Source organism: Pseudomonas yamanorum, assembly GCF_013386765.1.
Classification (GTDB): Bacteria; Pseudomonadota; Gammaproteobacteria; order Pseudomonadales; family Pseudomonadaceae; genus Aquipseudomonas; species Aquipseudomonas yamanorum_A.
The window spans coordinates 1-24,909 of the sequence record NZ_JACARE010000009.1 but is presented as its reverse complement, the minus strand read 5'-3'; the positions used below and the strand labels follow the sequence as shown (position 1 = coordinate 24,909).

Sequence of the window (24,909 nt, the reverse complement as noted above, 5' to 3'; positions counted from 1 at the left end):
GGCACCTCGGTGTGTCAGTTGCACCGAGGTGATGCTATCGCAGGCAAGCCAGCTCCTACAGGGAATCGTGTAGCGTCAGCCCGTAAGCACGCGGTTTTTGCCCTGGCGCTTGGCCTCGTACATCGCGGCGTCGGCCCGGGCGAACAGGCTGTCCAGGTTGGCGTCCTCGGCGGTCAGGCTGGCCAGGCCCTGGCTGACGGTGACCGCGAAGCTCTCGCCGTCATGGCTGAAGCTCAGTTGCGCAATCTCGTGTCCCAGGCGTTCGGCCACCTGCATGGCCATCTCCGGGGCGCAACCGGGCAGCACCGCCGCGAATTCTTCGCCGCCAATGCGCCCGAACAGGTCGCCACGGCGCAAAACCCCTCGACCGCTCTCGGCGATACGCCGCAGCACCTGATCGCCCTCCAGATGGCCGTAGGTGTCGTTGATCACTTTGAAGTCATCGATATCCAGCAACAGGAACGCCAACGGCGTGCCTTGCAGGCAGGCGCGTTCGAACTCGTGGTGGGCGCACTCGAAGAAGTGTCGGCGGTTGCTGCTGCGGGTCAGCACGTCGGTGGTGGCCAGGCGGTGCAGCTCTAGCTCAAGCTGCTTCTTGTCGGTGATGTCTTCGGCCATGCCCACCACGATCACCGGCTGGCCGGGCTCGGCCTGCTGGCTGATGTAGCACTTGTCGCTGAGCCAGCGGATCTGCCCGTCGGCGGTGATGATGCGGTACTCGCGGTCTTCCACGGCGCCGCTGTGCAGCACCTGGGCCAGGCTGTGTTCGGCGTAGTCGAGGTCTTCGGGGTGAATGCTGTCGCGCCATTCCCGATAGTCGCTCAGCAGCAGGCCCGCCGTACGTCCGAAAACCCGCTCATAGGCCGGGCTGACATACAGCACGCGGCGGGTGTCCCACTCGATGGCCCAGAGCACGGCATTCACGCTCACCAGCAGCGAACTCAGCAGTTGCTCGCGTTCACTCAAACGCTCCACTTCGCCCTGGGCATGCATCAGCGCCAGCAACGTAGCGGCGGCGGCCGGTCGTGGCGGGTCGAGGACGGGTGGGTCGGTGAAGGTCTTTTCGTGGACCATCGGCACAACTCTCTCTGGGCATGCCGCGGGGTTGGGCAGCGGTCACAACAAGGGCCGCCGGGATGGCGAAGTGTTGTTTGAGAGGGGGAATTTGCAGCTAAGTTCCGTTATCAGCGTCGATTTGAGGCGACCAAGAAATGGCGTCAGAAACATGTAGGGACGAGCTTGTTGGGGTGGGGGGCTTGCTGTGGGGAGGGAGATAGCTGTGGGGAGGGGGCTGCTGTGGTGAGGGAGATAGCTGTGGTGAGGGGGCTGCTGTGGCGAGGGAGCTTGCTCCCGCTGGAGTGCGCAGCGCTCCCAAGATTTTGGGGCCGCTACGCAGCCCAGCGGGAGCAAGCTCCCTCGCCACAGCAAGCCCCCTCACCACAGCAGCTCCCTCACCACAGCAAGCTCCCTTGCCACAGCAGCTCCCTCGCCACAAAAAATCGGCTCGCTACAGCCGTGTCAGACCGCCGCAGGCCGCAGCGAATAGGTCTTCAACTGGTGGGCAAAGTCCCGCAGGGATTGAATCCCGCTGGCCTCGGCCTCGTGTACCCATTCCTTGATCGCCGCCAGCATGTCGTGGCCGTTGGTGCTGGTTTTCAGCCAGATCTGTTGCAGCGCCAGGCGCTTCTCGTAGATCACTTTCAGGGCCTGGCTGTGTTCCAGCATGCTCTGGATGCGCACGTGGTGACGGTCGTCCAGCAGGCTGGTTTCCCGCGACAGCAGGCGCTTGGCGCGATGGAACTGGTGGCGTACCGAGTGATCGACCTTCTCCAGTTCCTGCTTGACCAGCGGGCCAATCACCAACTTGCGGTACTGGGCCATGATCTGGAAACGGTTGTTGAGGATCGCCATGGCGGTGTCCATGTCCAGGTGGCCTTTGCCTTCGACCCGGTGGGCGATCGGCGCCACCCGTTGCACCTTGGCCAGGCGCAGGAAACTGAACACTTTGATCCAGGCCCAGCCCAGGTCGAATTCCCACTTCTTCACCGACAGCTTGGCGGAGTTGGGGTAGGTGTGGTGGTTGTTATGCAGCTCTTCGCCGCCAACGATGATGCCCCAGGGAATCAGGTTGGTCGCCGCGTCGCGGCATTCGAAGTTGCGGTAGCCGATGGCATGGCCCAGGCCGTTGATCACGCCGGCGGCCCAGAACGGGATCCACATCATCTGGATGGCCCAGATGGTGATGCCGATGGTGCCGAACAGCAGCAGGTCGATCACGCCCATGATTGCTACGCCCAGCAACGGGTACGGGGTGTAGAGCTTGCGTTCGATCCAGTCTTCCGGGCAGTTCTTGCCGTAGATGCGCAGGGTTTCGGGGTTTTCGGCCTCGGCACGGTACAGCTCGGCGCCTTTGCGCAGCACGGTAGACAAGCCTTTGATCACCGGGCTGTGGGGATCGTCGACGGTTTCGCACTTGGCGTGGTGTTTGCGGTGGATAGCGGTCCATTCGCGGGTGTTCTGCGCCGTGGTGAGCCACAGCCAGAAGCGGAAGAAGTGTTTCAGGCCAGCATTGAGCTCCAGGGAGCGGTGGGCTGAATAGCGGTGCAGATAGACCGTGACCCCGACAATGGTCACGTGGGTCATCAACAGGGTGACCGCGACCAGTTGCCAGGCCGACAAGTCAAGAAAACCGTTGTACCACATAGGCTGTATGGCCCTCAGATAAAGAAAAAAACAGCATCCGCATTATCACTCCCTTTTCGGATAAAACCAGTGACCGTTTCAGATAAGACTTACAAGGTGTTTCCTATTCTATAATCCGGGTCGTTTGTAGGGCGATTCTGGTTTTTTAGTAAGGATTACTGACCATATGCTGTTTTCATACCGAGGTGCCCTGCGTGCGGGGCTGATGTACCTGCTGGTTTCGATTGTGTGGATTCAGCTCAGCCATCAGGTATTGATCAACTTTATCGATGAGCCCGTGGAGTTGGGCCGCTGGCTTCAGATGCGCGGTTATCTGTGGGTCAGCCTCAGTGCCCTGGCGATTTACCTGATTTGCGCCCGTTTTGCCCGGGCAAACCTGATCCAGCAGCCCCTGAAGGAAAACCGCGAGCGCCTGCGCCAGGCCGCTGCCGTATTCGATTGCACCCGTGAAGGGGTGTTGGTCACCGATGCCCAAGGGCTGATCGTTCACGTCAACCGGGCCTTTATCGAAATCACCGGCTACCAGCGCGACGACGTGCTGGGCCGCCAGCCGAGCCTGTTCAAGTCCGGGCGCCACTCCGCGAGCTTCTATCAACAGATGTTCCAGACCCTGGAGCGCGAAGGCGAATGGAGCGGCGAGATCTGGAACCGCCGTAAAAGCGGCGAAATCTATCCACAGTGGCAGACCATCCGGGTGATCCGCGATGAGCAGGGCCAGCTCAGCCACTACGTCGCGGTGTTCTCCGACATCAGTGCCATCAAGCACTCCGAGCACGAACTGGCGCACCTGGCCCACCACGACCCGCTCACCGACCTGCCCAACCGCCTGCTGTTCACCGACCGCGCCGAACAGGCCCTGGCCTCGGCGCAGATCCATAAACGCGGCTGCGCCTTGCTGTTGCTCGACCTGGACCACTTCAAGATCATCAACGACAGCCTCGGCCACAATGTCGGTGACCAGTTGCTCAAGGCCGTGGGCGAACGTTTGCAAGGCCTGTTTGGTCCCGGCGTGACCCTGGCGCGCCTGGGTGGTGACGAGTTCGCGGTGCTGGCGGAAAGTTGTCCACAGGTGGTCCAGGCCGCGGCCCTGGCGCAACGGATTCTCGACGCGATGAAAGACCCGGTGATCTTCGATGGTCATCAACTGTTTATCAGCGTCAGCATTGGCATCAGCCTGTTTCCCAGCGATGCCTTGAGCGCCGAACAACTGCTGCGCAACGCCGACTCCGCGCTGTTCAAGGCCAAGAGCGCCGGCCGCGAAGGCTACGCCTTGTACACCGAAGAACTCACCGCCCACGCCCAGCACCGCGTGGAAATGGCCGGCGAACTGCGCCGTGCCCTGGATCAGCAAGAGCTGCGGGTCTACTACCAGCCGGTGCACGACCTGCAAGACAGCCGCCTGATCGGCGTCGAAGCCCTGGTGCGCTGGCAGCATCCGGAGCGCGGGCTGGTGCCGCCGGGGGAATTTATCCCGATTGCCGAGCGTACCGGGCTGATTGCCGATATTGATGCTTGGGTCATGGACCAGGCCTGCCGGCAGATGTGCCAGTGGCTGGCCGAGGGCGCGCCGCTCACGTTCCTCGCGGTGAACGTGTCCAGCCGCCTGTTTGCCCGGCGTGAGCTGTACGGGCAAGTGGCCAAGGTGCTGCATGACACGGGGCTGGATCCGGCGTTCCTGGAACTGGAAGTCACCGAAAGCGCGGTGATGGAAGACCCGGAAGTCGCCCTTGAGCAAATGCACCGCCTGCGGGAGCTGGGCTTGCGCCTGGCGATTGATGACTTCGGCACCGGTTATTCATCGCTGTTGCGGCTCAAGCGGTTGCCGGTGCAGAAGCTCAAGATCGATCAGGGCTTCGTCGCCGGGTTGCCGTGGGATGAAGACGACGCGGCGATTGTACGGGTGGTGATCGCATTGGCGCAGAGCATGGGCATGCAGGTGCATGCCGAGGGCATCGAGCAGGTTGAACAGGCGCGGTTTCTATTGGAGCAGCGCTGTGACCTGGGCCAGGGGTATTGGTTTGGCCGGCCGATGCCGGCCAATGAGCTGGATTGGGCCAAGGCGCCGATCATTCGCTGAACATCATGTGGGTTTTGTGGCGAGGGAGCTTGCTCCCGCTGGGGTGCGCAGCGCCCCCAAAAAATGGGACTGCTACGCAGTCCAACGGGAGCAAGCTCCCTCGCCACAAGTACAGCACTCGTTCTTGCTTCGGTATTTTCAGGCCCAAACCCCGCGCAACCCCACGCCCCACCAGAAAATTCTTTCTGGTTATATAAACATTCTTAAATAGTATTTTTAAGAATATCCGCGCTTATCTACTATCGCCCTCACGCCGCAAGCAGTGCCGCCACTGCGAGGCACTTCTCATTTCAGGAGCACGACCATGAGCGCATCTCTACGTAGCGTTGACGGCCAGGACGAAGCAGCCATTTTGCGCGAGATCCAGAGCGCCCTGCGCGATCTGCGGTTTGGTGCGGTGGAAATCACTGTGCACAACGCCCAGGTAGTACAAATCGAACGCAAAGAGAAATTCCGTTTGCAGAACCCGGGCAACAAACCGAGCTGAGCAAGATCGGCGATTCGATTGCAAGACCCGCAACTATAAGAAAAAAGCCAACACCCAAGAATTTCAGGAGCCTTCTATGTCGTCGATTCGCCGTTATGCCCTGGCAGCACTGGCCAGTGCCGTGTTTGCCGGTTCCGCTGTTGCCAAGGATTACGAACTGCTCAACGTGTCTTACGACCCGACCCGCGAGCTCTACCAGGACTACAACGCTGAATTCACCAGCTTCTGGAAGAAAGAGCACCCGGGCGACAACGTCAAGATCCAGCAGTCCCACGGTGGTTCGGGCAAGCAAGGCCGTGCGGTGATCGACGGCCTGCGTGCCGACGTGGTGACCCTGGCCCTGGCCGGCGACATCGACGAAATCGCAAAACTGGGCAAGACCCTGCCGGAAAACTGGCAAACCCGCCTGCCGGACGCCAGCACCCCGTACACCTCGACCATCGTGTTCCTGGTGCGCAAGGGCAACCCTAAAGGCATCAAGGATTGGGGCGACCTGATCAAGAAAGACGTTTCCGTGATCACCCCGAACCCGAAAACTTCCGGCGGTGCCCGCTGGAACTTCCTCGCCGCCTGGGCCTATGGCCTGAAAGCCGGTGGCAGCGAAGCCAAGGCCCAGGAATACGTGAAAGAACTGTTCAAGCACGTGCCGATCCTCGACACCGGCGCTCGCGGTTCGACCATCACCTTCGTCAACAACGGTCAGGGTGACGTGTTGCTGGCCTGGGAAAACGAAGCCTTCCTGGCCCTGAAAGAAGACGGCGGCGCCGACAAGTTCGACATCGTTGTGCCTTCGCTGTCGATCCTCGCCGAGCCGCCAGTGGCCGTGGTCGACAAGAACGCCGAGAAAAAGGGCAACACTGAAATTGCCACCGCCTACCTCAAGCACCTGTACAGCCCGGCTGGCCAGGAGATTGCGGCGAAGAACTTCTACCGCCCACGCGATGAGAAAGTCGCCGCCAAATACGCCCAGCAGTTCCCGAAACTGGACCTGGTGACTATCGACAAAGACTTCGGCGGCTGGAAAACTGCCCAACCGAAATTCTTCAATGACGGTGGCGTGTTCGACCAGATCTACTCGGCGCAGTAAGCCAAACTACCGGTAGGAGCGCGCCTTTCTGTGGGAGCTGGCTTGTGTGGGAGCTGGCTTGCCTGCGATAGCATCACTGCGGTGTGGCTGACACCCCGAGGTGATGCTATCGCGGGCAAGCCCGGCTCCCACAGAAGAGCCGGCGCCCACAGAAAGCGCGCTCCTACAGTGGTATCTACCCGCTAACCAAGGACTCTTATGTCGCGTCGTATCTCCCCCGTCATACCCGGCTTCGGGCTGACGCTGGGCTACACCGTGGTGTACCTCAGCCTGATCGTACTCATCCCCCTGGCGGCGATGTTTGTACATGCCGCTCAACTCACCTGGGATCAGTTCTGGAACATCATCACCGCACCCCGTGTGCTGGCGGCGTTGAAACTGAGCTTCGGCACCGCGTTTTGCGCAGCGATCATCAACGGCATTATCGGCACCCTGCTGGCCTGGGTACTGGTGCGTTATACCTTCCCGGGTCGCAAGATCATCGATGCGATGATCGACCTGCCGTTTGCCTTGCCCACCGCCGTTGCCGGTATCGCGCTCACTGCGCTGTACACGCCGACAGGCCTGGTCGGGCAGTTTGCCGCAGACCTGGGCTTCAAGATCGCCTACACCCCCCTGGGCATTACCCTGGCACTGACCTTCGTCACGCTGCCATTCGTGGTGCGTACCGTGCAGCCGGTGTTGGCCGATATCCCCCGGGAAATCGAAGAAGCCGCCGCCTGCCTGGGTGCCAAGCCACTGCAAGTGTTCCGCTACATCCTGGTGCCGGCGCTGCTGCCCGCCTGGTTGACCGGCTTTGCGTTGGCCTTCGCCCGAGGCGTGGGTGAATACGGTTCGGTAATTTTCATCGCCGGCAACATGCCGATGAAAACCGAGATTCTGCCGTTGCTGATCATGGTCAAGCTCGACCAATACGACTACACCGGCGCCACGGCCATCGGCGTGATGATGCTGGTGGTTTCCTTTGTCCTGCTGCTGCTGATCAACTTGCTGCAGCGGCGCATCGAACACCCATAAGGAGGCGCGGAACATGTCCCAATCGTCTATTTCCGCCGCGTCCTCGGCCAACGCTGCCCGCCGTGGCAGTGCGGTGTCCCGACGCATCCTGATCAGCCTTGGCTGGCTGGTGTTCGCGCTGTTCCTGTTGCTGCCGCTGTTTATCGTGGTGTCCCAGGGCCTGAAGAATGGCCTGGGGGCGTTCTTCACCGCGATCCTTGAACCGGACGCGTTGTCGGCGCTGAAACTCACGGTGATCGCCGTGGTGATCTCGGTGCCGCTCAACCTGGTGTTCGGGGTCAGCGCCGCGTGGTGCGTGAGCAAGTACTCGTTCCGTGGCAAAAGTATCCTGGTGACGCTGATCGACCTGCCGTTCTCGGTATCGCCAGTGATCGCCGGCCTGGTCTACGTGTTGATGTTCGGCGCCCAGGGCTTCTTTGGCCCCTGGCTGCAGGACCATGACATCCAGATCGTGTTCGCCTTGCCGGGCATCGTGCTGGCGACGATCTTCGTCACCGTGCCGTTCGTGGCCCGTGAACTGATCCCGTTGATGCAGGAACAAGGCACCCAGGAAGAAGAGGCCGCGCGCCTGCTGGGTGCCAACGGCTGGCAGATGTTCTGGCATGTCACCGTGCCGAACATCAAGTGGGGCCTGATCTACGGCGTGGTGTTGTGTACGGCGCGGGCGATGGGTGAGTTTGGTGCGGTGTCGGTGGTGTCCGGCCATATTCGCGGCGTGACCAACACCTTGCCGCTGCACGTCGAGATCCTCTACAACGAATACAACCACGTCGCCGCGTTCGCCGTCGCGAGCCTGTTGCTGATCCTGGCGCTCTTCATCCTGCTGCTCAAGCAGTGGAGCGAGAACCGTATCAACCGCCTGCGCAAAAGCGCTGGTGAGGAATAAGTCATGTCGATCGAAGTCCGTAATGTCAGCAAGAACTTCAACGCCTTCAAGGCCCTGAACAGCATCAATCTGGACATCCAGAGTGGCGAGCTGGTGGCGTTGCTGGGCCCGTCCGGCTGCGGCAAGACCACCTTGCTGCGCATCATCGCAGGCCTGGAAACCCCGGATGACGGCAGCATCGTGTTCCATGGTGAAGACGTCTCCGGCCACGATGTGCGCGATCGCAACGTCGGCTTTGTGTTCCAGCACTACGCGCTGTTCCGCCACATGACCGTGTTCGACAACGTCGCGTTCGGCCTGCGCATGAAACCGAAAAACCAGCGCCCGACCGAAAGCCAGATCGCGGTCAAAGTCCATGAGTTGTTGAACATGGTGCAGCTCGATTGGTTGTCGGATCGCTACCCGGAACAACTCTCCGGTGGCCAGCGCCAGCGTATCGCCCTGGCCCGTGCCCTGGCGGTGGAACCTAAGGTGCTGCTGCTGGATGAACCGTTCGGTGCCCTGGATGCCAAGGTCCGTAAAGAACTGCGCCGCTGGCTGGCGCGCCTGCACGAAGACATCAACCTGACCTCGGTGTTCGTGACCCACGACCAGGAAGAAGCCATGGAAGTGGCGGACCGCATCGTGGTGATGAACAAGGGCGTGATCGAGCAGATCGGCTCACCGGGCGAAGTCTACGAAAACCCGGCCAGCGATTTCGTTTATCACTTCCTCGGTGATTCCAACCGCCTGCATTTGGGCGAGGACAAGCACGTGCTGTTCCGTCCTCATGAAGTGTCGCTGTCGCGCCATGAGCTGGAAGACCACCACGCCGCTGAAGTGCGTGATATTCGCCCACTGGGCGCGACCACCCGGGTGACCCTGAAGGTCGAGGGCCAGAGCGAGCTGATCGAGGCTGAAGTGGTGAAGGATCACGACAGCCTGACCGGTTTGGCGCGGGGCGAGACGTTGTTCTTCAAGCCCAAGGTCTGGCAAAAAGCCTAAAAGCGCCGCAAAACCCATATGGGAGCAGGCTTATGTAGGAGCTGGCTTGCCTGCGATAGCGTCACCTCGGTATGCCTGAGACACCGAGGTGCCAGCATCGCAGGCAAGCCAGCTCCTACAGAAAACCGGTTCCCACATTTAGTTTGTGTTGCTTGTCAGGCCGTGGCGTTCTTGTGCCGCACGGCCACCGGCCCCGAGCGCTCTTCAATCTGCTGCTTGAGGTCATGCCGCAGCCCCACCAGAAACGCCAACTCCGCCACCACAAACAACGGCCCCACGATCAACCCGGACACGTCATCGACAAACGCCGGTTTTTTGCCCTCGTAGTAATGCCCCACAAACTGGATCACCCAGCCCACCACGAACATGCCGATGCCGCTGCTCAGCCACACCAGCGTGCTTTGCGCCGCCAGCACATGCCCGGCCCACACCGACAGGCCCATCAGCACCGTCATCAGCACACCGAGGGCCAGTTCCAGGCGCAGGTAGAACCACGCCGAGAGCAGCCCCACCACCACGGCTGGCGACAGCCAAAGCCCGGCCACTGTCCATTCGGGGCGTGACAGCAGCACGGCCACGGCCACCACAATCAGCGGGATGCCGATAAAGTGGCTGGCGATATTGCGCGGGTCGCGGTGGTAGGCGGCGTATTGACTGAGATGGTCGACGAGGCTTTTCATTGTTATTCCTCCTGTAGGATGTTTGATCATGCCCTGTAGGCCTTCGACACACTGTCAACTGGCCGACAATCTTCGGAGTTCTCATGGATGCAGAGAAATGGCACCCACGGCTGGCCACCGGTCACTGGTACAGCCATCTGCCTGCTGATTTACAGAATAGCCTGCTGGCCAGCGCCCGGCTGCGGCAGCTGACGGCGGGGCAGTACCTGTTCAAGCGCGGCGACCCGCCGTGCGGGTTGTACGCGGTGCTGGAAGGCTCCCTGCGCATCAGCGCGGTGAACGAGCAGGGCAAGGAAGCGGTGTTGAGCCTGGCAGAGTTACCGTACTGGTTCGGCGAGATCTCCCTGTTCGACGGGTTGCCACGCACCCACGACGCCTGCGCCGTCGGGCCTTGCACGCTGTTGCAAGTGCCGCAGCCGGCGTTGCTGCAAATACTTGAAGAGGCACCGCGTTATTGGCGCGACATGGCCCTGTTGATGAGCCAGAAACTGCGCCTGACCTTTATCAACATCGAGCAACTGAGCCTGATGCCGGCGTCGGTGCGGGTGGCCCACCGCTTGCTGATGATCGCCGAAGGCTACGGCGACATCGACCAGGCCCGGCAGGTGCTGCAACTGCCCCAGGAAGACCTGGCCGCGATGCTGAGCCTTTCACGCCAGACCACCAACGCCTTGCTCAAGGAGCTGCAAGGCCAGGGCATCGTGCGCCTGGGCTATGGCGAGATCGAAATCCTCGACCCGCAGCGTTTGCGCGAGGCGGCACACGCCTGAGGGTGGTAGCCTGCGCTCACGATTATTCGAGGTGTGTTATGCGCGTCCTGCTAGTGGAACACGAGTCAGAGGCGGCCGAGGCGATGGGCCGCAGTCTTGAGGAGGCCAGCTACACGGTGGAGGTGGCGGCCAATGGCATGGCAGCCCTGCGCTTTGTGGAAAGCACCGAGTACGACCTGGTGATCCTGGATGTGATGTTGCCGGGGTTGAATGCCTGGAAGCTGCAACAGGCGATTCGGCTGAAAGGCGAGACGCCGATGCTGTTCCTGACCACGCCCGACGGGATTGAGGATCGGCTGCGCGGGCTGGAATTGCATGAGGATGATTATTTGCTCAAGCCGTTTGAAGCCCGGGCGCTGGTGGCGCGGGTGAAGAAGGTGTTGCGGCGGGATCGGGGGCGCTGACTGCCTCTGGTATTTGTGGTGGCTGAACCATCGCTATCGCGGGCAAGCCCGGCTCCCACATTTGAACACTGTTGCCCAAGCCAACTCGGTCAACTGTGGGAGCCGGGCTTGCCCGCGATGAGGCCCTAACAGCCACCGCATCTCCAACTACCTTAAACCATCGCGAAACTGCCCCGGCGTCATCCCTGTCCAGCGCTTGAACGCCCGGTTAAAACTGCTGGTATCGGCAAACCCCAGCAAATGACTGATCTCCGCCAACGAACACTCGGGATCCCGCAGATGCAGGAGCGCGAGGTTCTCCCGGCACTCATTCAGCAGCGCATCAAACCGGCAGCCTTCGTCTGCCAGGTGCCGCTGCAAGCTGCGCAAACTCAAATGCAACGCCTGGGCAATCCGCTCGGCGCTCGGCTCACCGTCGGGCAGTTGCGCTTCAATGGCCGAACGCACCTTGCGCTCCCAGGTCAGCGGCCGCAGTTGCGCCAGCGTGCGTTTGAGCACGGTTTCATTGTGTTCGGCCAACTCCGGGTTGGCATCGTCCAGGTGGCTGTCGAAGTCCCGGGCGGCGAACTCCAGGCGGTCTTCTTCGGCGGCAAAAAACACCGGCGCGCGAAACACCGTGTGCCACGGCTTGGGGTCGGCCGGCTCGGGCCGCCGCAGGTACACCGCCAGCGGCGCGTATTCACGGCCCAGCCGATTGCGACAGGTGCGCACGTAGATCGCCGCGAATGCATCAATTGCCTCAAACGCTGGCGCGGGCGTGCCGGCGGGCTGTTGCAGGCGAAAGCGGTAACGTTCGCCCTCGCGGCTAAGCTCCAGGCTCAAGGCATCGCTGACCACCTGGTGATAGCGCACGATCCGCTCGAACACTTCCCGCAGGCTGCCGCTGGCCACCAGCGCATAACCCAGGGCATGAAAGGTGGTGGGACTGACAAACCGCGACACCCGCAAGCCAATCGCCGGGTCGCCGCTGGCCTGCACCGCCAGTTCCCACAGGCGCGTGGTGGCCGATAGCGGATAGCGCGCGTTGGGATCGTCCATCAACTGCGGGTCGAGCCCGGCCTTGGCGCACAGTGCGGCGCTGTCGAGGTCCAGGGCGTCCAGCTGCTTGCGCAGGGCGCGGGTCCAGCTGGCGAGGGAGGTCGGTTCAGTCATTTTGATTGGCGCTTGCGGTCAACAGGTTGGCGTGTGGGGCTAGCGTCCCGCCAGATCGCATAGGGCAGGATGTACGCATCAATAAGACAGAGGATGGAAGCATGGACGGTACTTCTGCAAGTCCCCGGCAGATGAACGCGCAACAGCGTTCAGCGCACATTCGTGAAGTGGTGCTGGCTGAGGGTCTGTTATTGCGTGAGCGCCACCCCTGGCTGCTGCACCAGGACGCGCTTGGCGCGGGTATCCTGGCCTTTGCCCTGGTGGGCATGCTGGGTTCGGCGGCGCTGTATATCACCGGGCATATGGCGTGGTGGGTGTGCCTGTTGCTCAACGCGTTCCTCGCGTCACTGACCCACGAGCTGGAACACGACCTGATCCACAGCATGTACTTTCGCAAGCAGCGCCTGCCCCACAACCTGATGATGGGCCTGGTGTGGCTGGCGCGGCCGAGCACCATCAACCCCTGGGTGCGGCGCCATCTGCACCTCAATCACCACAAGGTGTCCGGCAGCGAAACCGACATCGAGGAGCGGGCAATCACCAACGGTGAGCCGTGGGGAATCGCGCGGTTGCTGATGGTCGGCGACAACATCATGTCGGCGTTGATCCGGGTGCTGCGGGCGCCGTCCTGGAAGCACAAGCTGGGCATTCTCAAGCGTACGACGCTGGTCTACGCACCGCTGGCGTTGCTGCATTGGGGCGCGTGGTATGTGTTCCTCGGCTTCCATGCGGCCAATGGCATCGCCAGCCTGCTGGGCGCGCCGATCGACTGGTCGGCCAACACGCTGGCGGTGATGCACGTCATCGACATCGCCGCCGTGGTGATCATCGGCCCCAACGTGCTGCGCACCTTCTGCCTGCACTTTGTCAGCTCCAACATGCACTACTACGGCGACATCGAACCGGGCAATGTGATCCAGCAAACCCAGGTGCTCAACCCTTGGTGGCTGTGGCCGTTGCAGGCGTTCTGCTTCAACTTCGGCAGCACCCACGGGATTCATCATTTTGTGGTGAAGGAGCCGTTCTACATCCGCCAGATGACGGTGAAAACGGCGCACAAGGTGATGGCTGAGATGGGCGTACGCTTCAATGATTTCGGCACGTTTGCCCGGGCTAACCGGTTTGCGCGCCAGGAGGGACGGCTGAGCGAACTCAACCCGGTGGAAACGACCGCGCGCTGAGCAAGCGTCCCGGTCACCCTGGGGTGACCGGGTGCGGTTTACTGAATGGCCTGGTAGAAGTTCACCTGTGCTTCATCGAGGTACGCGAGGATTTTCGCCGGCAGGCGCTCGGTGGGTTTCGCCGGGCCGAAGGCTTTGTAGAGCGTTTCGAAATGCGCGTGCAGGTCGGTGACGCTTTCCCACTGTTCGTTGAGAAAGAACCGGTTGGGGTTCTCTTCATCCTTATGCCATTGATAGACCACGGCCTTGTCGTGCTGATGGGTGAGTTTCTGTGAAACGGCCGCCACATCACGATAGAACTCGGCCTGTTTGCCTTCTTTGATGGTGCCGCTGAAAACCAGGTAGAGCATGTTGGAATCCTCGGTTTGGGGAGATTGCAGAACATCTGCATCGCCAAACTAGCCTCAGTGAGCGGGCCCTTGTAGCCAGCCCGCCGCGAATTCAGAATTCGTAAAAGGCCTCGTTGCCGAGTCAGGCCAGTGGGGCGAGCCAGGTGCGCAAGGTGTCGGGATGCCTTGCCAGCCAGTCGCTCGCGGCGTCATCCGCGGCTTGCCCTCCACGGTTGAGCGCATCATCAAGTTCGGCAACGATGAGGTTGGAGAGGCGAATATTGTCCAGCACCTGGATTTCGGCAGCCGTGAGTAACACCAGGCGATCCTCGCGGGCCAGCAGCACCGCTCTGTCGACACTGCCGAGTAATCCCTTGGGGTCTTTCAGGTCGCGAATTCGATAACGGTGGTGCAGGAACTGAGGATGCCACAGCGGCACGATGCCCCAGCGCCGCTGCTGATACAGCGCCTCGAACGCCTTGATACAATCGTCCTGGCTGCCCGTGCGGAACTGATATCCGGCGTTGTTCAACCCGTATTCGTCCATGATTTTCAGCGAGAAACGAGTAATGCCTGCACCCGGGCCGATCCCCTGGATCAGCGGGTTCATCCGGGCCCGGACGTCGGGCTTGAGCAGGTCCTCGATGGATTCCACGTCCTGTTTGCTGACGTAGTCCGGCACTCCCCACAAGGCATAAGGCTGGTAGTGCAGGCCCAGTTCGCGAGTGGGCGTCACTGCCTCCACCGCTTGCTTGTACAGCCCGTGGCTGAACGGAATCCAGGCGGAGACCAGCATGTCGACCGAGCCTTTGCGCAACTGCTCGAAGTTTTCCTCGTGCAGGGCATAGTGGCGCTCAACGGTCAGGCCCATGCGTTGCAACACCAGCGCTACCACCGCAGCGGTAACTCGATGGAAAGACAGGTCCGTCACCCCTAGTCGAACGACGCGTGGGCCGCTCGCGAGATTTGTTTTGCCTGCAGTTTGGTGAGTCACCGTCATGATTTTTTCCTATGCTAAAAATCGCCCTGGAACTCGGCGATCATGAACTCGACGAACGCCCGAGCCTTGGAGGAGATCAACCGCGCGCTGGGGTAGATCGCCCAGATATCCCGGGTTTGCTCCAGCACACAGCACGGCATGATTTCCACCAACGCGCCGCTTTCCAGTGAGGCCCTGACGTTCCACTGTGAAACAGAGACGATGCCGAGCCCACCCTCGGCGGCAAGCCGCGCGCTTTCGCCGCAATTGACTCTGAGCGAACCACTGATTGCCGTGACTTCGTGTGACTGGGCGCCCACGAAACGCCAATGGTCCTCGTCGCCCAGCAGGATGCAGGAATGGTTGACCAGCTCCGCCGGTGAAGTCGGTTCGCCATGCGCCTGGAGGTAGGCGGGTGCCGCACACAGGATGCGCCGGTCGCAGCCGAGCTTGCGCGCCACCAGGGATGAGTCCTTCAAGGCGGCGATGCGGATTGCCACATCAATCCCGATCTCGGTCAGGTCCTGCATTTGATCGGACAGTATCAGGTCGATCTTCAGCTTCGGGTTGGCGTGCAGGAACCGGGTAATGGCCGGCATCAGGCACATCCGCGCGAAGGACCCGGGGGCGGATACTCTTAACACCCGCTTGGCCACGTCCTTGCCTTTCACCGCGACCAGATAGGCTTCGTCCACGGCTGCCAGCACCCGGATTGCATGGGGCAGAAACAGCGCGCCGTCTTCGGTCAGGCTGACCTGGCGGGTGGTGCGATGCAGCAGGCGCATGCCCAGGTACTCTTCAAGCTTCGCCAGTTTGTGGCTGGCCACCGAGGGCGCGAGTCCCAGCTCCCTGCCGGCTGCGGTGATATTGCCCAGTTCCGTTGATCGCATGAAAAGGTTCAACGCATCGATATTCATGCTTGTGCGCCGCTAGTGGGTGCGCGCCGGTGCGGCATCGATCTTCACTCGCAGCAGGCTGTAGGGTTTCTGGCGCAAGTCTTTGCCTGCGTGAAAGATGCCTTGGCGGTGCAACTGATTGGCGATGAAGTACAGGTAACCGTCAGGACCGATTGACAGTGTGTCGGGCCAGAGCACACGAGGATCATGGACGATGGTCTGCCATTGCCCGTTCGCCAGCCGTTTGCGCACGCTGTTGTTTTCGTAGTCGCCGGCATAGACGGCCCCCGAGGCGTCGGCTTCAAGCCCGTCCGAGGCGCCTTTTTCCCCGAGGTCTTTGACCGCCATCTCGAGGCGCGCTTCGCTGACTGTCGCGTCTCGCAGCAGTGCCGTGGGGATGGAATACAGATGCCGGCTCGACAGCGGGCAGAAGTACAAGGTCTGCCCATCTGCCGACAGGGCGATGCCGTCCGAAGCCACGGCAAACGGTTGGGTGCCGCCTTTGGCATCCCGCACTTTCAGGACCTGGCCTTCGACCGTGGGCACGAAGTTCGGGTCGACCGAGGTCGAGGGTGCACCACTGAGCCGGCGTATGGCGGTGCCACTGGCGATGTCCATGACGATGATCGCGCCCGGGCCGGTAAGGGAGGAGTCGGTGATATAGATCACGCCTTGGTCACCTACGCGAAAATCAAAGCGCATGTCGTTGACGTAGGTGCCGGGCAGCATGACGTTTTTCGGGAACACGAGGGTCTTGACCACCTTGTTGGTGGCGAGATCAACCGCGACGAGCTTGGCACCCCCCGGCTGTGGAGACGAGAAGCCAGGCGCTGCGGTGTCCAGTATCCAAAGGTGCCCGCGCCCGTCGGCCACCACGCTTTGTACGCTGATAAATCCCTTGGCCGGGTCTTTGGGGTTGGCCTGATTTATCGCCTGGTCAGGGTAGGGTACGACGTTGCCATCGCGCAGTTCTGCGACGGTAAACGGCACCTCGTCGCCCCAGCGAGGAAAGTTGACAAAGATGCGTCCGGTCTCGGTGACGCTCACGCCGGTGGGCATGGCATCGTTGAAGGCGTGCACCTGCTCGATGGCGCCAACGCTCTGATCGGCGGGCAGGTTCGCCGGCATGGAAGCCTGGGCGGCAGTGCCGGTGAGGGCCACTGCCAAGGCAAGGGCAGTCCAACTGAGTGGGTATTTCAAGTACATGGCGGGGCTCCAGGTTTTTCTGTTCTGGGGCCAATGGTGTCGGTTCCCGGCAGACGAAAAAACCCGCTGATTGCCGATAACAGTTTCATTGAAATCAAGAGAATGGGTTGCCGCGCACGCCCGGTTTTTTAGCTGCGCGCGAGCAAGCTTGCTTCAGCAGAGGGGCTGTCCACGGTGACCAGGGTTTCGATCATCGCCTTCGCCGCCGGCGACAAGCGAAACCCGGTACGGCTGATGATCCCGCAGCGGTTGTTCAAACTGTCGAGGCTGTGAGGCACATTGCGCCAGTGCAGCACCGTCAGTGCGCCACGGGCAACGTCTTCGGCAAACGCATCCTCGGCGCCCAGGCCGATCGCATTGGACTGGCGCACGATGGCTGCCAGCGCCGCAAACTGCTCCAGCTCGATTGCGGGAGAAAAGTCGATACGCCCGCTCAGGTTGGCCAGCAGCTTGCGTACCCCGGGAGCGATCAGCGGTGTGGCCAGCGGGTAGTCAAACAAATCGTTGGTTGAGAGGCTGTCCTTGGCCAGTAGCGGGTGCCCGGCGCGGCAGAAAAATACATTGCGCCGGGGTGTCAGGGCCTGGGTCTGGAAGTTCGGATCGGCCTCGAAGTGGCGCACATCGGCGATGAAGAATTCGATCTCCTCGCGGCTCAAGCTACGCCCGAGTTTTTCCCAGTTATCCACCTGCAAACCGCTGCGTACTCGGGGATGGGCGCCGACAAACCGCGCGATCGCCTCGGGCACCAGGTTCACTGCCGCCACGGCATCGCAGCCAAAGCGCAATTCGCCGGCGTCGAGCTTGGTCATGCGGGTAACTTCGTGGCTCAGCCGGGCCGCCCCCTGAACCAGCGACAAGGCATGTTGCAACACCACCTGGCCTTCGGGGGTGGGGCGCAGGTCTTTGTGGGCGCGGTCCACCAGCACACAGCCGAACTCCTGTTCCAGGCTCTGGATACTGCGGCTGAACGCCGGCTGGGTAATGCCCATGGCATCGGCGGCGCGCACAAAACTGCGGTACTCGTTCAGAGCGATGAAGTAGCGCAGTTGGCGAAGGTCCATGGAGTTTTCCGGCGTCCTGAAGGAAACCGGGATTCTAATCGCCTCGCTTATTCCGCCAAAGAAGCTTTATTGTTTTATCTAGACTCAAATTGCATATTCATAGAGCCGGTGCGGTAGGTGGCCGGGCTGAACACTCGGGTGAGTATCAGCATCGCCACCACCGTCACTGTCAGCACCATCCAGGCGCTGACGAAACTGCCGGTCAACTCCCGCAGCCAGCCGGTCAGCCACGGCGAGATAGCGTTGATCAAAAAGCCCACGCCCTGGACAAACGCTGCCAGTTGACCGGCTTCCCGAGGGTCGCGGCGGTGATCCAGGGTCAGCAGCAGGCTCAGGGCAAAACATGCTCCCAGGCCGAAGCCGATCAGCGCCACCCACAGGTGCGGGAATTGCAGCGGCGCCGTCAGCAGGCCGATATAGCCCACGGTCTGGGCCAGCAGGCTGATGCTCAGCAGCGGTCGACGATCAATGCCGCGTTGCGCCAATGCGGGCATCAACAGTGCGGCGATTACCTGGAAGATCGTCATGAACGCCAGCAGCGAACCACTGGGCAGCACGTCCCAACCCAACTGCTGATAGTAGGCAGGTAACCACGCGACCATGCTCATGTAGCCGCAATTCACCAAACCGAAATACAGCGCCAGCAGCCATGCGCGACGGTTGCGCAGGCCCTGGAATGGCGCCGTCACTTGCGGGTTTTTTGCCGCGCCCAATGGTAGCCAGGCCCACAGCAATAATGCGCCCAGGGCCGGCAGCAACCAGATCCCGAGCCCCGCCTGCCAGTGCTGGAAATGCCCGGCCACCAACGGGCTGAGCAGTGCCGCCAAGCCACCGCCGCCCATCAGCGACGCCGAGTACACCCCCATCGCCAGTGGCACGCGCTGGTGAAACTGGCGCTTGATCATCGCCGGCACCAATGCCTGGATCAGCGCCACACCCGCGCCGCCGAACAACGCGGTGGCCAGCAGTGCCGGCGCCTGGCCAAACAGCCAGCGCGCGAGGCACGCCAGCAGAATCATCATCAGGCCCAGGGCGATCCCGCGGCGTTCCCCCAGCTTGGCCTCCAGGCGCACACCCACCAATGCCACCAGGCCCATGCAGATCACCGGCAGGCTGGTGAGCAGCGCGCTGCTCTGGAAACTCAGGCCGGTGGCCAGGCGGATTTCCCCCAGCAACGGGCTGATGGAACTGAGGATGGGCCGCAGGTTCAGCCCCAGCACCACCAGCAAGCCCCAGCCGGCGAGTTTGCCGGCGAACGAATTATTCAGCGTCATGCAGGGCCTGCCATTGCGCGTAAAGGGTCTGCATCGCCGCCTGTGGCAGATGCTGTACGGGCAGTTTTTGCTCCGCCAGCGGCAGCGCCAATTGCTGGTAGATCGCCGCCGTGGACAGGCCAAACGGCGCCGCTACTTCGTTGCTGGCGGCGAAGACCACGCGGGACACGCCGCACAGGTACATCGCACTCAGGCACATCGGGCAGGGCTGGCCGCTGGCGTAGATCACGCAGCCTTCCAGGCGCGGGCCGAGTCGTTGGCTGGCGGCGCGGATGGCGAGCATCTCGGCGTGGGCGGTGGGGTCTTGGCTCAAGTGGATTTCATTGACCGCTTCCACCAGCACCTCGCCGTCGCGCACCAGCACGGCACCAAACGGACGGCCACCGGCGGCGACGTTGGCCTGGGCCAGTTGCACGGCGTGATGCAGATGTTGCTGATCGTCAGTCATGGAAACCCCCTCGTGCGCAATGAGGCGTGAAGTATGGGCAGCCGCAGGGGTATTCTGAAATTAAATATAACCATGCCAATCAGTGGCAAATGGAATGGTGAGGCCCATGTTCGATCCCGTCTTGTTGCGCAGTTTTGTCGCCGTGGTTGATTGCGGCAATTTCACCCGCGCCGCCGAGCGCCTGCATTTGACCCAGTCCACGGTCAGCCAACAGATCCGCCGCCTCGAAGACGTGCTGGGCAGCCAGGTGCTCGACCGTGATCAGCGCCGCGTGGTGGCCACCGTAGAAGGCGAACGGTTGCTGGCCTATGCGCGACGCATCCTGGCGCTGCACGAAGAGGCCGCCGACGTGCTGATCAACCAGCAGAGCGACGGTGTATTGCGCCTGGGTGTGCCGGAGGATTTTGCCGCGGAGCGCCTGATGCCGCTGCTGTCGGCGTTTGTTGTGGCGTATCCGCGAGTGCGGCTGGAAGTCACCAGCGGGCTGGGCCCTGAATTGCAGCGTCAGTATCGTGGTGGTGAGTTCGATATTTTGTTGGTCAAGCAGATGGGCGACAGCGATGACTGCGTGGCGTCCTGGCCGGAGCCGCTGTGCTGGGTGGACAGCCTGAGTACGCCGTCCCTGGGCCGTGACCCGCTGCCCTTGGTGGCATTTCCCGTAGGCGGCCTTTACCGTAATGAAATGCTGCAGCACCTGGAAGTGGGTGGCTGGCGCTGGCGCATCGGCTATTCAAGCGCGAGCCTGGCGAGTGTGTGTTCGGCCGTGGGGGCGGGGTTGGGCATCAGCCTGTTGCCACGGCGAGTGGTGCAGGCGGGGCATATCGTGCTCGGGACGGACAGTGGTTTGCCCGTGGTGCAGGGGGTGCGTCTGGCGTTGTATGTGCGGGGAGGCCTGGGAGCCGCAGGGCAGACGTTACAACGGCAAATCGTAAAGTTATGCGCAGGCAGGTGAGAGCGATGGGCTGGATCAAACAGGCACCATGGCCGGGGCGATGAACGTGCCCGGTCATGGTGCCACGGCTTAAGTGCGAGGAGACCTCTGTTTACTCATCAGTTCGCTGACGAGTTCCGTCGCGGCACCTTGCCCGAAGAGATGCGCAGCGTCTTGTCCAGGGCCGACCACAGATTGTCCATCCTGGCCTGTGTAAGCCAGTGTTCCGCCCAGAACTTCCACCGCACTATGGTAGCCATTGCTGATCAGGAACGCGGCAGTGCCGGCAGCACGCGCGTATCGGGCGTTCCGTTCGTCGTCAGGCAAATGGGCCATGGGGTCGTTTGCCTGCTGTGGTTGTGCCCTGAGGTTTTCCATTACCCCCGTGTAGGGTGTTTTTTCTCCACGAAGCATGTCCCAGACGGCCAGGGTTTCCGCCTGGGTACCTGACATATGGGCTACCAAAGGCTCTGTCGTCTGGAGGACTCGCTCGGTTTTCAGCTGCGACACATCCCATCGGCTGGGGAGCAGCCGTCCTGATTGCGCAATACCTAACTGGTCATCCGCCTCTTTTCCCAGATTATGAATACCTGTGCGGGGAGGCTGCTCATTGGGTGGCTTGATTCTTTCCTGTTTCTTGGCCGGGCCTATGGTGCCAGAGCCTCCCAATGCCACAGTGGGCGCTATGATCGTCTCTGGTGACGTCGCAAGGTTCAGTCGCTTTGGAATCAATTCCTTGAGCTGCTTGTCCTGGTCTTTTGTACGCTCAACACCCGTAGTGGAATCACTCAGAATCGAGCCGATATCCCCCATGAGCGCGATCAATATCGATCGGTCTTTCGCCGTCGCGTTGCTGCGGCCCGGAGGTATGTCGTTATGCAGGCGTTTCAAGGCGTCGAGCAATGCCTGCGCGTTCTGGCCTGGCATGAGCCCTTCTGCTCCGAACAAGTGCCCACCCAGAGGGTCCTGCAGATCACCGAGGCCGCTGATCATGTCGTGCGCGCGGCCTGCGGCCAATCCCAGTTCGGTGCGTAGCGCCTCGCCTGGGTTATAGAGCAGGTCCCTGGCACTCATGGTCTGTTGCAACGCCAATTGTCGTGTTTGGCCGTTTGCGGCGGAACGAGTGGCTGGGTCGACAAAGCCCGTGTGCTGAGGCTGGGCAGTCGTTTTGGGGAGAGCAGGCAGAGGAACCTGCTGGAGGGCAGTCAAATCTGCTCCACGCGCGCCCCTTTCGATCAAGGACTCGCTGCGCGACACAGGTGGGGCCGTGTGCTGGCGAAGCTGGTTTAGCTGAGGAGGTTCCACGCCAACGAGTGGGGGCATGGAAGGGACGGATTGATGGATGAACATGCGGTTACCTTTTCTCAGATTGGTTTAGCTCAGTGGTACGGTTGCTGAGCGCAGTTCCAAACGCCGTACGGCTGCTGCGGAGAGTTTCCTACGCTTTGCATGGAACTCTGAGTCGCCGTCTAACCACTCTTTGTGCCGTACAACTCGAGGGAGAATGACGGTGGAAGCTAGCAATTTGCTAATGGCGGCGTTGAGCAAAAGGTTTGGTGGCAATTTTTCATTGCAGGACGGTGTGTGCGCTTTGGCCGACGCTCGGCAACAGGAAGCGGTAATCATCGAAATGCCGAAGGATGCGGCAAGTGTGACGTTGCATTGCACGATGGGCCTGTCTGACTTGAGTCCGTTGGGATGCCGACGAATGCTTGAGATGAATTTTCAACAGGGACGCAGTGCTGGGTGTTGGTTAGCCTTGGATGAAGCCGGTTTGCTCAGGTTGTGTTCCCAGATGTCGATGAAGGCCTTGGACGAAGTGATTTTCTGTGACTGGGTGTCGGGATTCACGAAGGTGGCTGTTGAACTGCGCGATCAATTGCGTAAGTGCTGTCTCTGAACCGATGCCTTTAGAGAATATTTCTTATGCCTGAAAAGCATTGAGATTTTCCCCCTCGGCGCCAGGCCGCGCAGGACGTGGCCTCGGCGTATCCGGATGTTTCGGTTATTCAATTTAGATCTATCTATAACTTTAAAGATTACTTTAAGAGATAAGCGTCTGCCGCCGATGATTCACCCCTCGACGGCCGCCAAGGCAGGCCCGTCGGTTTTTTTGCTTAAGACCGCAGGGGAGTTAATCAATGGGCAATGTCCAGACCGCCGCCAGTGCACAAGAGGCGCAGTGGCGCCAGGCACCGGGTGGTGAGTTGGTCGACCTTGGCCGGCCGCATCGCGCGCCGTTGGGGCAGCTGCGTACGCAGAAAACCCCCAAGGGTGTGTTGAGTCGGCGTGAAGCGATCCTGTTGGGGATTCTCGCGCTGGCCTTGCACGGCGCGGTGATCTATTGGGTCAGCCAGAAGCCAACCCCGGTGCTGCCGATTGTGCCGCCGGAAATTCCGCCGATGACCATCGAATTTTCCCAGCCGGCACCGCCGGTTGTGGAACCGCCGCCACCCGTGCCGCCACCGCCGCCGCCACCGGTTGTCGAGCCACCGCCACCGGTGGTCGATGAGTTGGCCGCCAAGCCGGCGCCGAAAAAGATTCCGAAACCCAAGCCGGTACCGAAGCCTGTGCCCAAGCCCGCACCGAAACCGGTGGCGGAGCAGCCGCCTGCGCCACCTGTACCTGCGCCACCGGCTCCAGCCCCGGCACCGCCTGCGCCAGCGCCGGTAACGCCGGCCTCGGCCAACGCCGCGTACCTGAAGAACCCGGCGCCCGAATACCCGTCACTGGCCCAGCGCCGGGGTTGGGAAGGCACGGTGTTGTTGCGGGTGCATGTATTGGCTACCGGCAAACCGGGTGAGATCCAGATTCAGAAAAGCAGTGGTCGCCAGCAACTCGACGAAGCCGCACTGGCTGCCGTGAAGCGCTGGAGTTTTGTACCGGCCAAGCAGGGCGATGTGGCCCAGGACGGCTGGGTCAGCGTACCGATCGATTTCAAGATTCATTAATTATTGGGATGCGGTGTGTTGGACACATCGCGACCTGCACAGAGGGAAGACATCATGGCATTAGCATCTCCAACTGAATCCATCGAAAGCGCGGTTATCTGGCTGCTGGTGGTCTTTTCGGTCGCCACCTGGGGCCTGGCCCTGCTCAAGGGCGTCCAGTTCGGCCGCCTCAAGTCCCAGGATCGCAAGTTCCACAAACAGTTCTGGGCGGCCTCCAGCCTGGATTCGGCCGCGGAACTGGCTGAAACCAAACCGGGCGCTGCTGCCCGTGTGGCCCAGGCCGGTTACGCCGCGATCCAGGTCGGCGATGCGCCGCACGCGGCTGACCTGAGCCAGGCGATCAATCACCAAGACCGCCTCGAACGTGCCCTGCGCCAACAGATTGTGCGTGAGCGTCGCTCCCTGGAAACCGGCCTGGCCGTGGTCGCCAGTATCGGCAGCACCTCGCCGTTTATCGGTCTGTTCGGCACCGTGTGGGGGATCATGGAAGCCTTGAAAGGCATCAGCGCCGCCGGTTCCGCCAGCCTCGAAACCGTGGCCGGGCCGATTGGTGCCGCGCTGGTTGCCACGGGTGTTGGTATTGCTGTCGCGGTGCCGGCGGTGCTGGTCTACAACTACTTCCTGCGTCGCCTGAAACTCACCGCCGCCGACCTGGATGACTTCGCCCACGACTTCTACAGCCTGGCGCAGAAGAACTCGTTCCGTGTGCTGCTGCACCCGACGCTGAGCAAGGCCGGCTCCCAGGGCGGCGCGCAAAAAGTGAAGGAGGCGTCCTGAGATGGCCTTCTCCACGCAAGACAGTGATGAGGTGCTGAGCGAGATCAACGTCACGCCGCTGGTGGACGTGATGCTGGTGCTGCTGGTGGTGTTTATCGTGACGGCGCCGCTGTTGACCAATGCGATTCCGATCAACCTGCCCAAGACCGAGGCCGTGGCGCCGGTGGAGCAGAAAGACCCGTTGGTGGTGAGCATCGATGCCGCCGGCAAACTGTTTATCAACAAGGATGAAATCCAGCCGGACCTGCTGGAATTCAACCTGCAGTCGGCCAAGGCCAAGGACCCGGATGTGCGGGTGCAACTGCAGGCTGATGATGGAGTGAACTACGGCGAAGTGGCGCGAGCCATGGCGTCTATCGAACGCGCTGGGATTACCAAGCTGTCGGTGATTACTGCACGTTAGTTTCAAATGCCTCGACAATTTTTTTGGCCGTCTCCTTGGCAGGGTGCGGCCTTTTTTTTGCCTGCGGTTTGGGGGGGTGTGTACATATCCGTTATTTGGGGGATGGCTGATATGGTTCCGCTCTTACAGCGGCTCACTTTTGAACAGCGCAAAAGTAAGCAAAACGCTCTTGCCCCACCACTCGGCACCTCGCCTAGGCTCGGTGTGCCCGAACGCAGGCAGCACG

Annotated in this window: 26 protein-coding genes; 14 read left to right on the top strand and 12 right to left on the bottom strand. The window is 61.4% G+C overall.

Features of this window, described 5'->3' with window-relative positions:
• Positions 1-75: 75 nt before the first annotated feature.
• Together HX875_RS05600 and desA are read right to left on the bottom strand one after the other, a co-directional pair.
• Positions 76-1,074: a GGDEF domain-containing protein gene (locus HX875_RS05600; RefSeq protein WP_177042310.1), complete on the bottom strand. Its 999-nt coding sequence runs from the start codon at positions 1,072-1,074 to the stop codon at positions 76-78.
• A 444-nt stretch (positions 1,075-1,518) separates the two neighbouring features.
• Positions 1,519-2,703: a delta-9 fatty acid desaturase DesA gene (gene desA / locus HX875_RS05595; RefSeq protein WP_010168824.1), complete on the bottom strand. Its 1,185-nt coding sequence runs from the start codon at positions 2,701-2,703 to the stop codon at positions 1,519-1,521.
• Positions 2,704-2,869: 166 nt separating this feature from the next.
• Between desA and dibA the strand changes: the two genes are divergently transcribed.
• The 6 genes from dibA to HX875_RS05565 all read left to right on the top strand — a co-directional run bounded on the left by dibA (position 2,870) and on the right by HX875_RS05565 (position 9,241).
• Positions 2,870-4,780 carry a phosphodiesterase DibA gene (gene dibA, locus HX875_RS05590; protein ID WP_177042308.1) on the top strand — a complete coding sequence of 637 codons (1,911 nt, stop codon included), beginning with the start codon at positions 2,870-2,872 and terminating at the stop codon, positions 4,778-4,780.
• 304 nt (positions 4,781-5,084) lie between these two features.
• On the top strand, positions 5,085-5,267 hold the full coding sequence (gene oscA, locus HX875_RS05585) for a sulfur starvation response protein OscA (protein WP_003170956.1): 183 nt from the start codon (positions 5,085-5,087) through the stop codon (positions 5,265-5,267).
• Between the two features lie 76 nt (positions 5,268-5,343).
• On the top strand, positions 5,344-6,354 hold the full coding sequence (locus HX875_RS05580; RefSeq protein ID WP_010168832.1) for a sulfate ABC transporter substrate-binding protein: 1,011 nt from the start codon (positions 5,344-5,346) through the stop codon (positions 6,352-6,354).
• Between the two features lie 198 nt (positions 6,355-6,552).
• A complete protein-coding gene (cysT, locus tag HX875_RS05575; protein ID WP_177042306.1) occupies positions 6,553-7,371 on the top strand; it encodes a sulfate ABC transporter permease subunit CysT in 819 nt (272 codons plus the stop codon).
• A gap of 13 nt (positions 7,372-7,384) precedes the next feature.
• Positions 7,385-8,257: a sulfate ABC transporter permease subunit CysW gene (gene cysW, locus HX875_RS05570; protein ID WP_177042304.1), complete on the top strand. Its 873-nt coding sequence runs from the start codon at positions 7,385-7,387 to the stop codon at positions 8,255-8,257.
• A gap of 3 nt (positions 8,258-8,260) precedes the next feature.
• Positions 8,261-9,241, top strand: coding sequence for a sulfate/molybdate ABC transporter ATP-binding protein (locus tag HX875_RS05565; RefSeq protein WP_177042302.1), 981 nt, complete (start codon positions 8,261-8,263; stop codon positions 9,239-9,241).
• A 155-nt stretch (positions 9,242-9,396) separates the two neighbouring features.
• Here the strand turns inward: HX875_RS05565 and HX875_RS05560 are convergent, their stop codons facing one another.
• Complete coding sequence (locus HX875_RS05560; RefSeq protein ID WP_177042300.1) at positions 9,397-9,921, bottom strand: Mpo1 family 2-hydroxy fatty acid dioxygenase; 525 nt, start codon at positions 9,919-9,921, stop codon at positions 9,397-9,399.
• Positions 9,922-10,004: 83 nt separating this feature from the next.
• Here HX875_RS05560 and HX875_RS05555 point away from each other — a divergent pair, with 83 nt between their 5' ends.
• On the top strand, positions 10,005-10,691 hold the full coding sequence (locus HX875_RS05555; RefSeq protein ID WP_177042298.1) for a Crp/Fnr family transcriptional regulator: 687 nt from the start codon (positions 10,005-10,007) through the stop codon (positions 10,689-10,691).
• A 38-nt stretch (positions 10,692-10,729) separates the two neighbouring features.
• On the top strand, positions 10,730-11,095 hold the full coding sequence (locus HX875_RS05550) for a response regulator (RefSeq protein ID WP_003218132.1): 366 nt from the start codon (positions 10,730-10,732) through the stop codon (positions 11,093-11,095).
• Between the two features lie 147 nt (positions 11,096-11,242).
• Here the strand turns inward: HX875_RS05550 and HX875_RS05545 are convergent, their stop codons facing one another.
• Positions 11,243-12,247 carry an AraC family transcriptional regulator gene (locus HX875_RS05545; RefSeq protein WP_177042296.1) on the bottom strand — a complete coding sequence of 335 codons (1,005 nt, stop codon included), beginning with the start codon at positions 12,245-12,247 and terminating at the stop codon, positions 11,243-11,245.
• A gap of 101 nt (positions 12,248-12,348) precedes the next feature.
• On the opposite strand from HX875_RS05545, the gene HX875_RS05540 reads away from it, so the two are divergent.
• Positions 12,349-13,428, top strand: coding sequence for a fatty acid desaturase (locus HX875_RS05540; protein ID WP_177042294.1), 1,080 nt, complete (start codon positions 12,349-12,351; stop codon positions 13,426-13,428).
• 38 nt (positions 13,429-13,466) lie between these two features.
• Here the strand turns inward: HX875_RS05540 and HX875_RS05535 are convergent, their stop codons facing one another.
• From HX875_RS05535 to HX875_RS05505, 7 genes are all read right to left on the bottom strand, one after another.
• Positions 13,467-13,778 (bottom strand): putative quinol monooxygenase, encoded by a 312-nt coding sequence (locus HX875_RS05535; protein WP_177042292.1) that lies wholly within the window; start codon positions 13,776-13,778, stop codon positions 13,467-13,469.
• Between the two features lie 121 nt (positions 13,779-13,899).
• A complete protein-coding gene (locus HX875_RS05530; protein ID WP_177042290.1) occupies positions 13,900-14,688 on the bottom strand; it encodes a glycine betaine ABC transporter substrate-binding protein in 789 nt (262 codons plus the stop codon).
• A gap of 83 nt (positions 14,689-14,771) precedes the next feature.
• Positions 14,772-15,653 carry a LysR family transcriptional regulator gene (locus tag HX875_RS05525; protein ID WP_177042288.1) on the bottom strand — a complete coding sequence of 294 codons (882 nt, stop codon included), beginning with the start codon at positions 15,651-15,653 and terminating at the stop codon, positions 14,772-14,774.
• A gap of 12 nt (positions 15,654-15,665) precedes the next feature.
• Positions 15,666-16,838, bottom strand: a complete 1,173-nt coding sequence (locus HX875_RS05520) for an L-dopachrome tautomerase-related protein (RefSeq protein WP_177042286.1) — start codon at positions 16,836-16,838, stop codon at positions 15,666-15,668.
• A gap of 128 nt (positions 16,839-16,966) precedes the next feature.
• Entirely contained in the window at positions 16,967-17,899 is a 933-nt protein-coding gene (locus HX875_RS05515) for a LysR family transcriptional regulator (protein WP_177042284.1), read from the bottom strand.
• 74 nt (positions 17,900-17,973) lie between these two features.
• Positions 17,974-19,173: a CynX/NimT family MFS transporter gene (locus tag HX875_RS05510; RefSeq protein WP_177042282.1), complete on the bottom strand. Its 1,200-nt coding sequence runs from the start codon at positions 19,171-19,173 to the stop codon at positions 17,974-17,976.
• Entirely contained in the window at positions 19,160-19,621 is a 462-nt protein-coding gene (locus tag HX875_RS05505; RefSeq protein ID WP_177042281.1) for a nucleoside deaminase, read from the bottom strand. The genes HX875_RS05510 and HX875_RS05505 overlap by 14 nt, the downstream gene beginning before the upstream one ends.
• A 106-nt stretch (positions 19,622-19,727) precedes the next feature.
• Between HX875_RS05505 and HX875_RS05500 the strand changes: the two genes are divergently transcribed.
• A complete protein-coding gene (locus HX875_RS05500) occupies positions 19,728-20,573 on the top strand; it encodes a LysR family transcriptional regulator (protein ID WP_177042279.1) in 846 nt (281 codons plus the stop codon).
• A gap of 69 nt (positions 20,574-20,642) precedes the next feature.
• Here HX875_RS05500 and HX875_RS05495 read toward each other — a convergent pair whose 3' ends face one another.
• The gene (locus HX875_RS05495) at positions 20,643-21,626 is read right to left on the bottom strand and encodes a hypothetical protein (protein ID WP_177080058.1); all 984 of its coding nucleotides are present in this window, start codon (positions 21,624-21,626) and stop codon (positions 20,643-20,645) included.
• 436 nt (positions 21,627-22,062) lie between these two features.
• Between HX875_RS05495 and HX875_RS05490 the strand changes: the two genes are divergently transcribed.
• The 4 genes from HX875_RS05490 to HX875_RS05475 all read left to right on the top strand — a co-directional run bounded on the left by HX875_RS05490 (position 22,063) and on the right by HX875_RS05475 (position 24,683).
• Entirely contained in the window at positions 22,063-22,452 is a 390-nt protein-coding gene (locus HX875_RS05490; protein WP_177042275.1) for a CesT family type III secretion system chaperone, read from the top strand.
• Between the two features lie 241 nt (positions 22,453-22,693).
• Complete coding sequence (locus HX875_RS05485; protein ID WP_177042273.1) at positions 22,694-23,503, top strand: energy transducer TonB; 810 nt, start codon at positions 22,694-22,696, stop codon at positions 23,501-23,503.
• A gap of 51 nt (positions 23,504-23,554) precedes the next feature.
• Positions 23,555-24,280 carry a MotA/TolQ/ExbB proton channel family protein gene (locus tag HX875_RS05480; RefSeq protein ID WP_177042427.1) on the top strand — a complete coding sequence of 242 codons (726 nt, stop codon included), beginning with the start codon at positions 23,555-23,557 and terminating at the stop codon, positions 24,278-24,280.
• A gap of 1 nt (position 24,281) precedes the next feature.
• A complete protein-coding gene (locus HX875_RS05475; protein WP_003218118.1) occupies positions 24,282-24,683 on the top strand; it encodes an ExbD/TolR family protein in 402 nt (133 codons plus the stop codon).
• Positions 24,684-24,909: the final 226 nt, after the last annotated feature.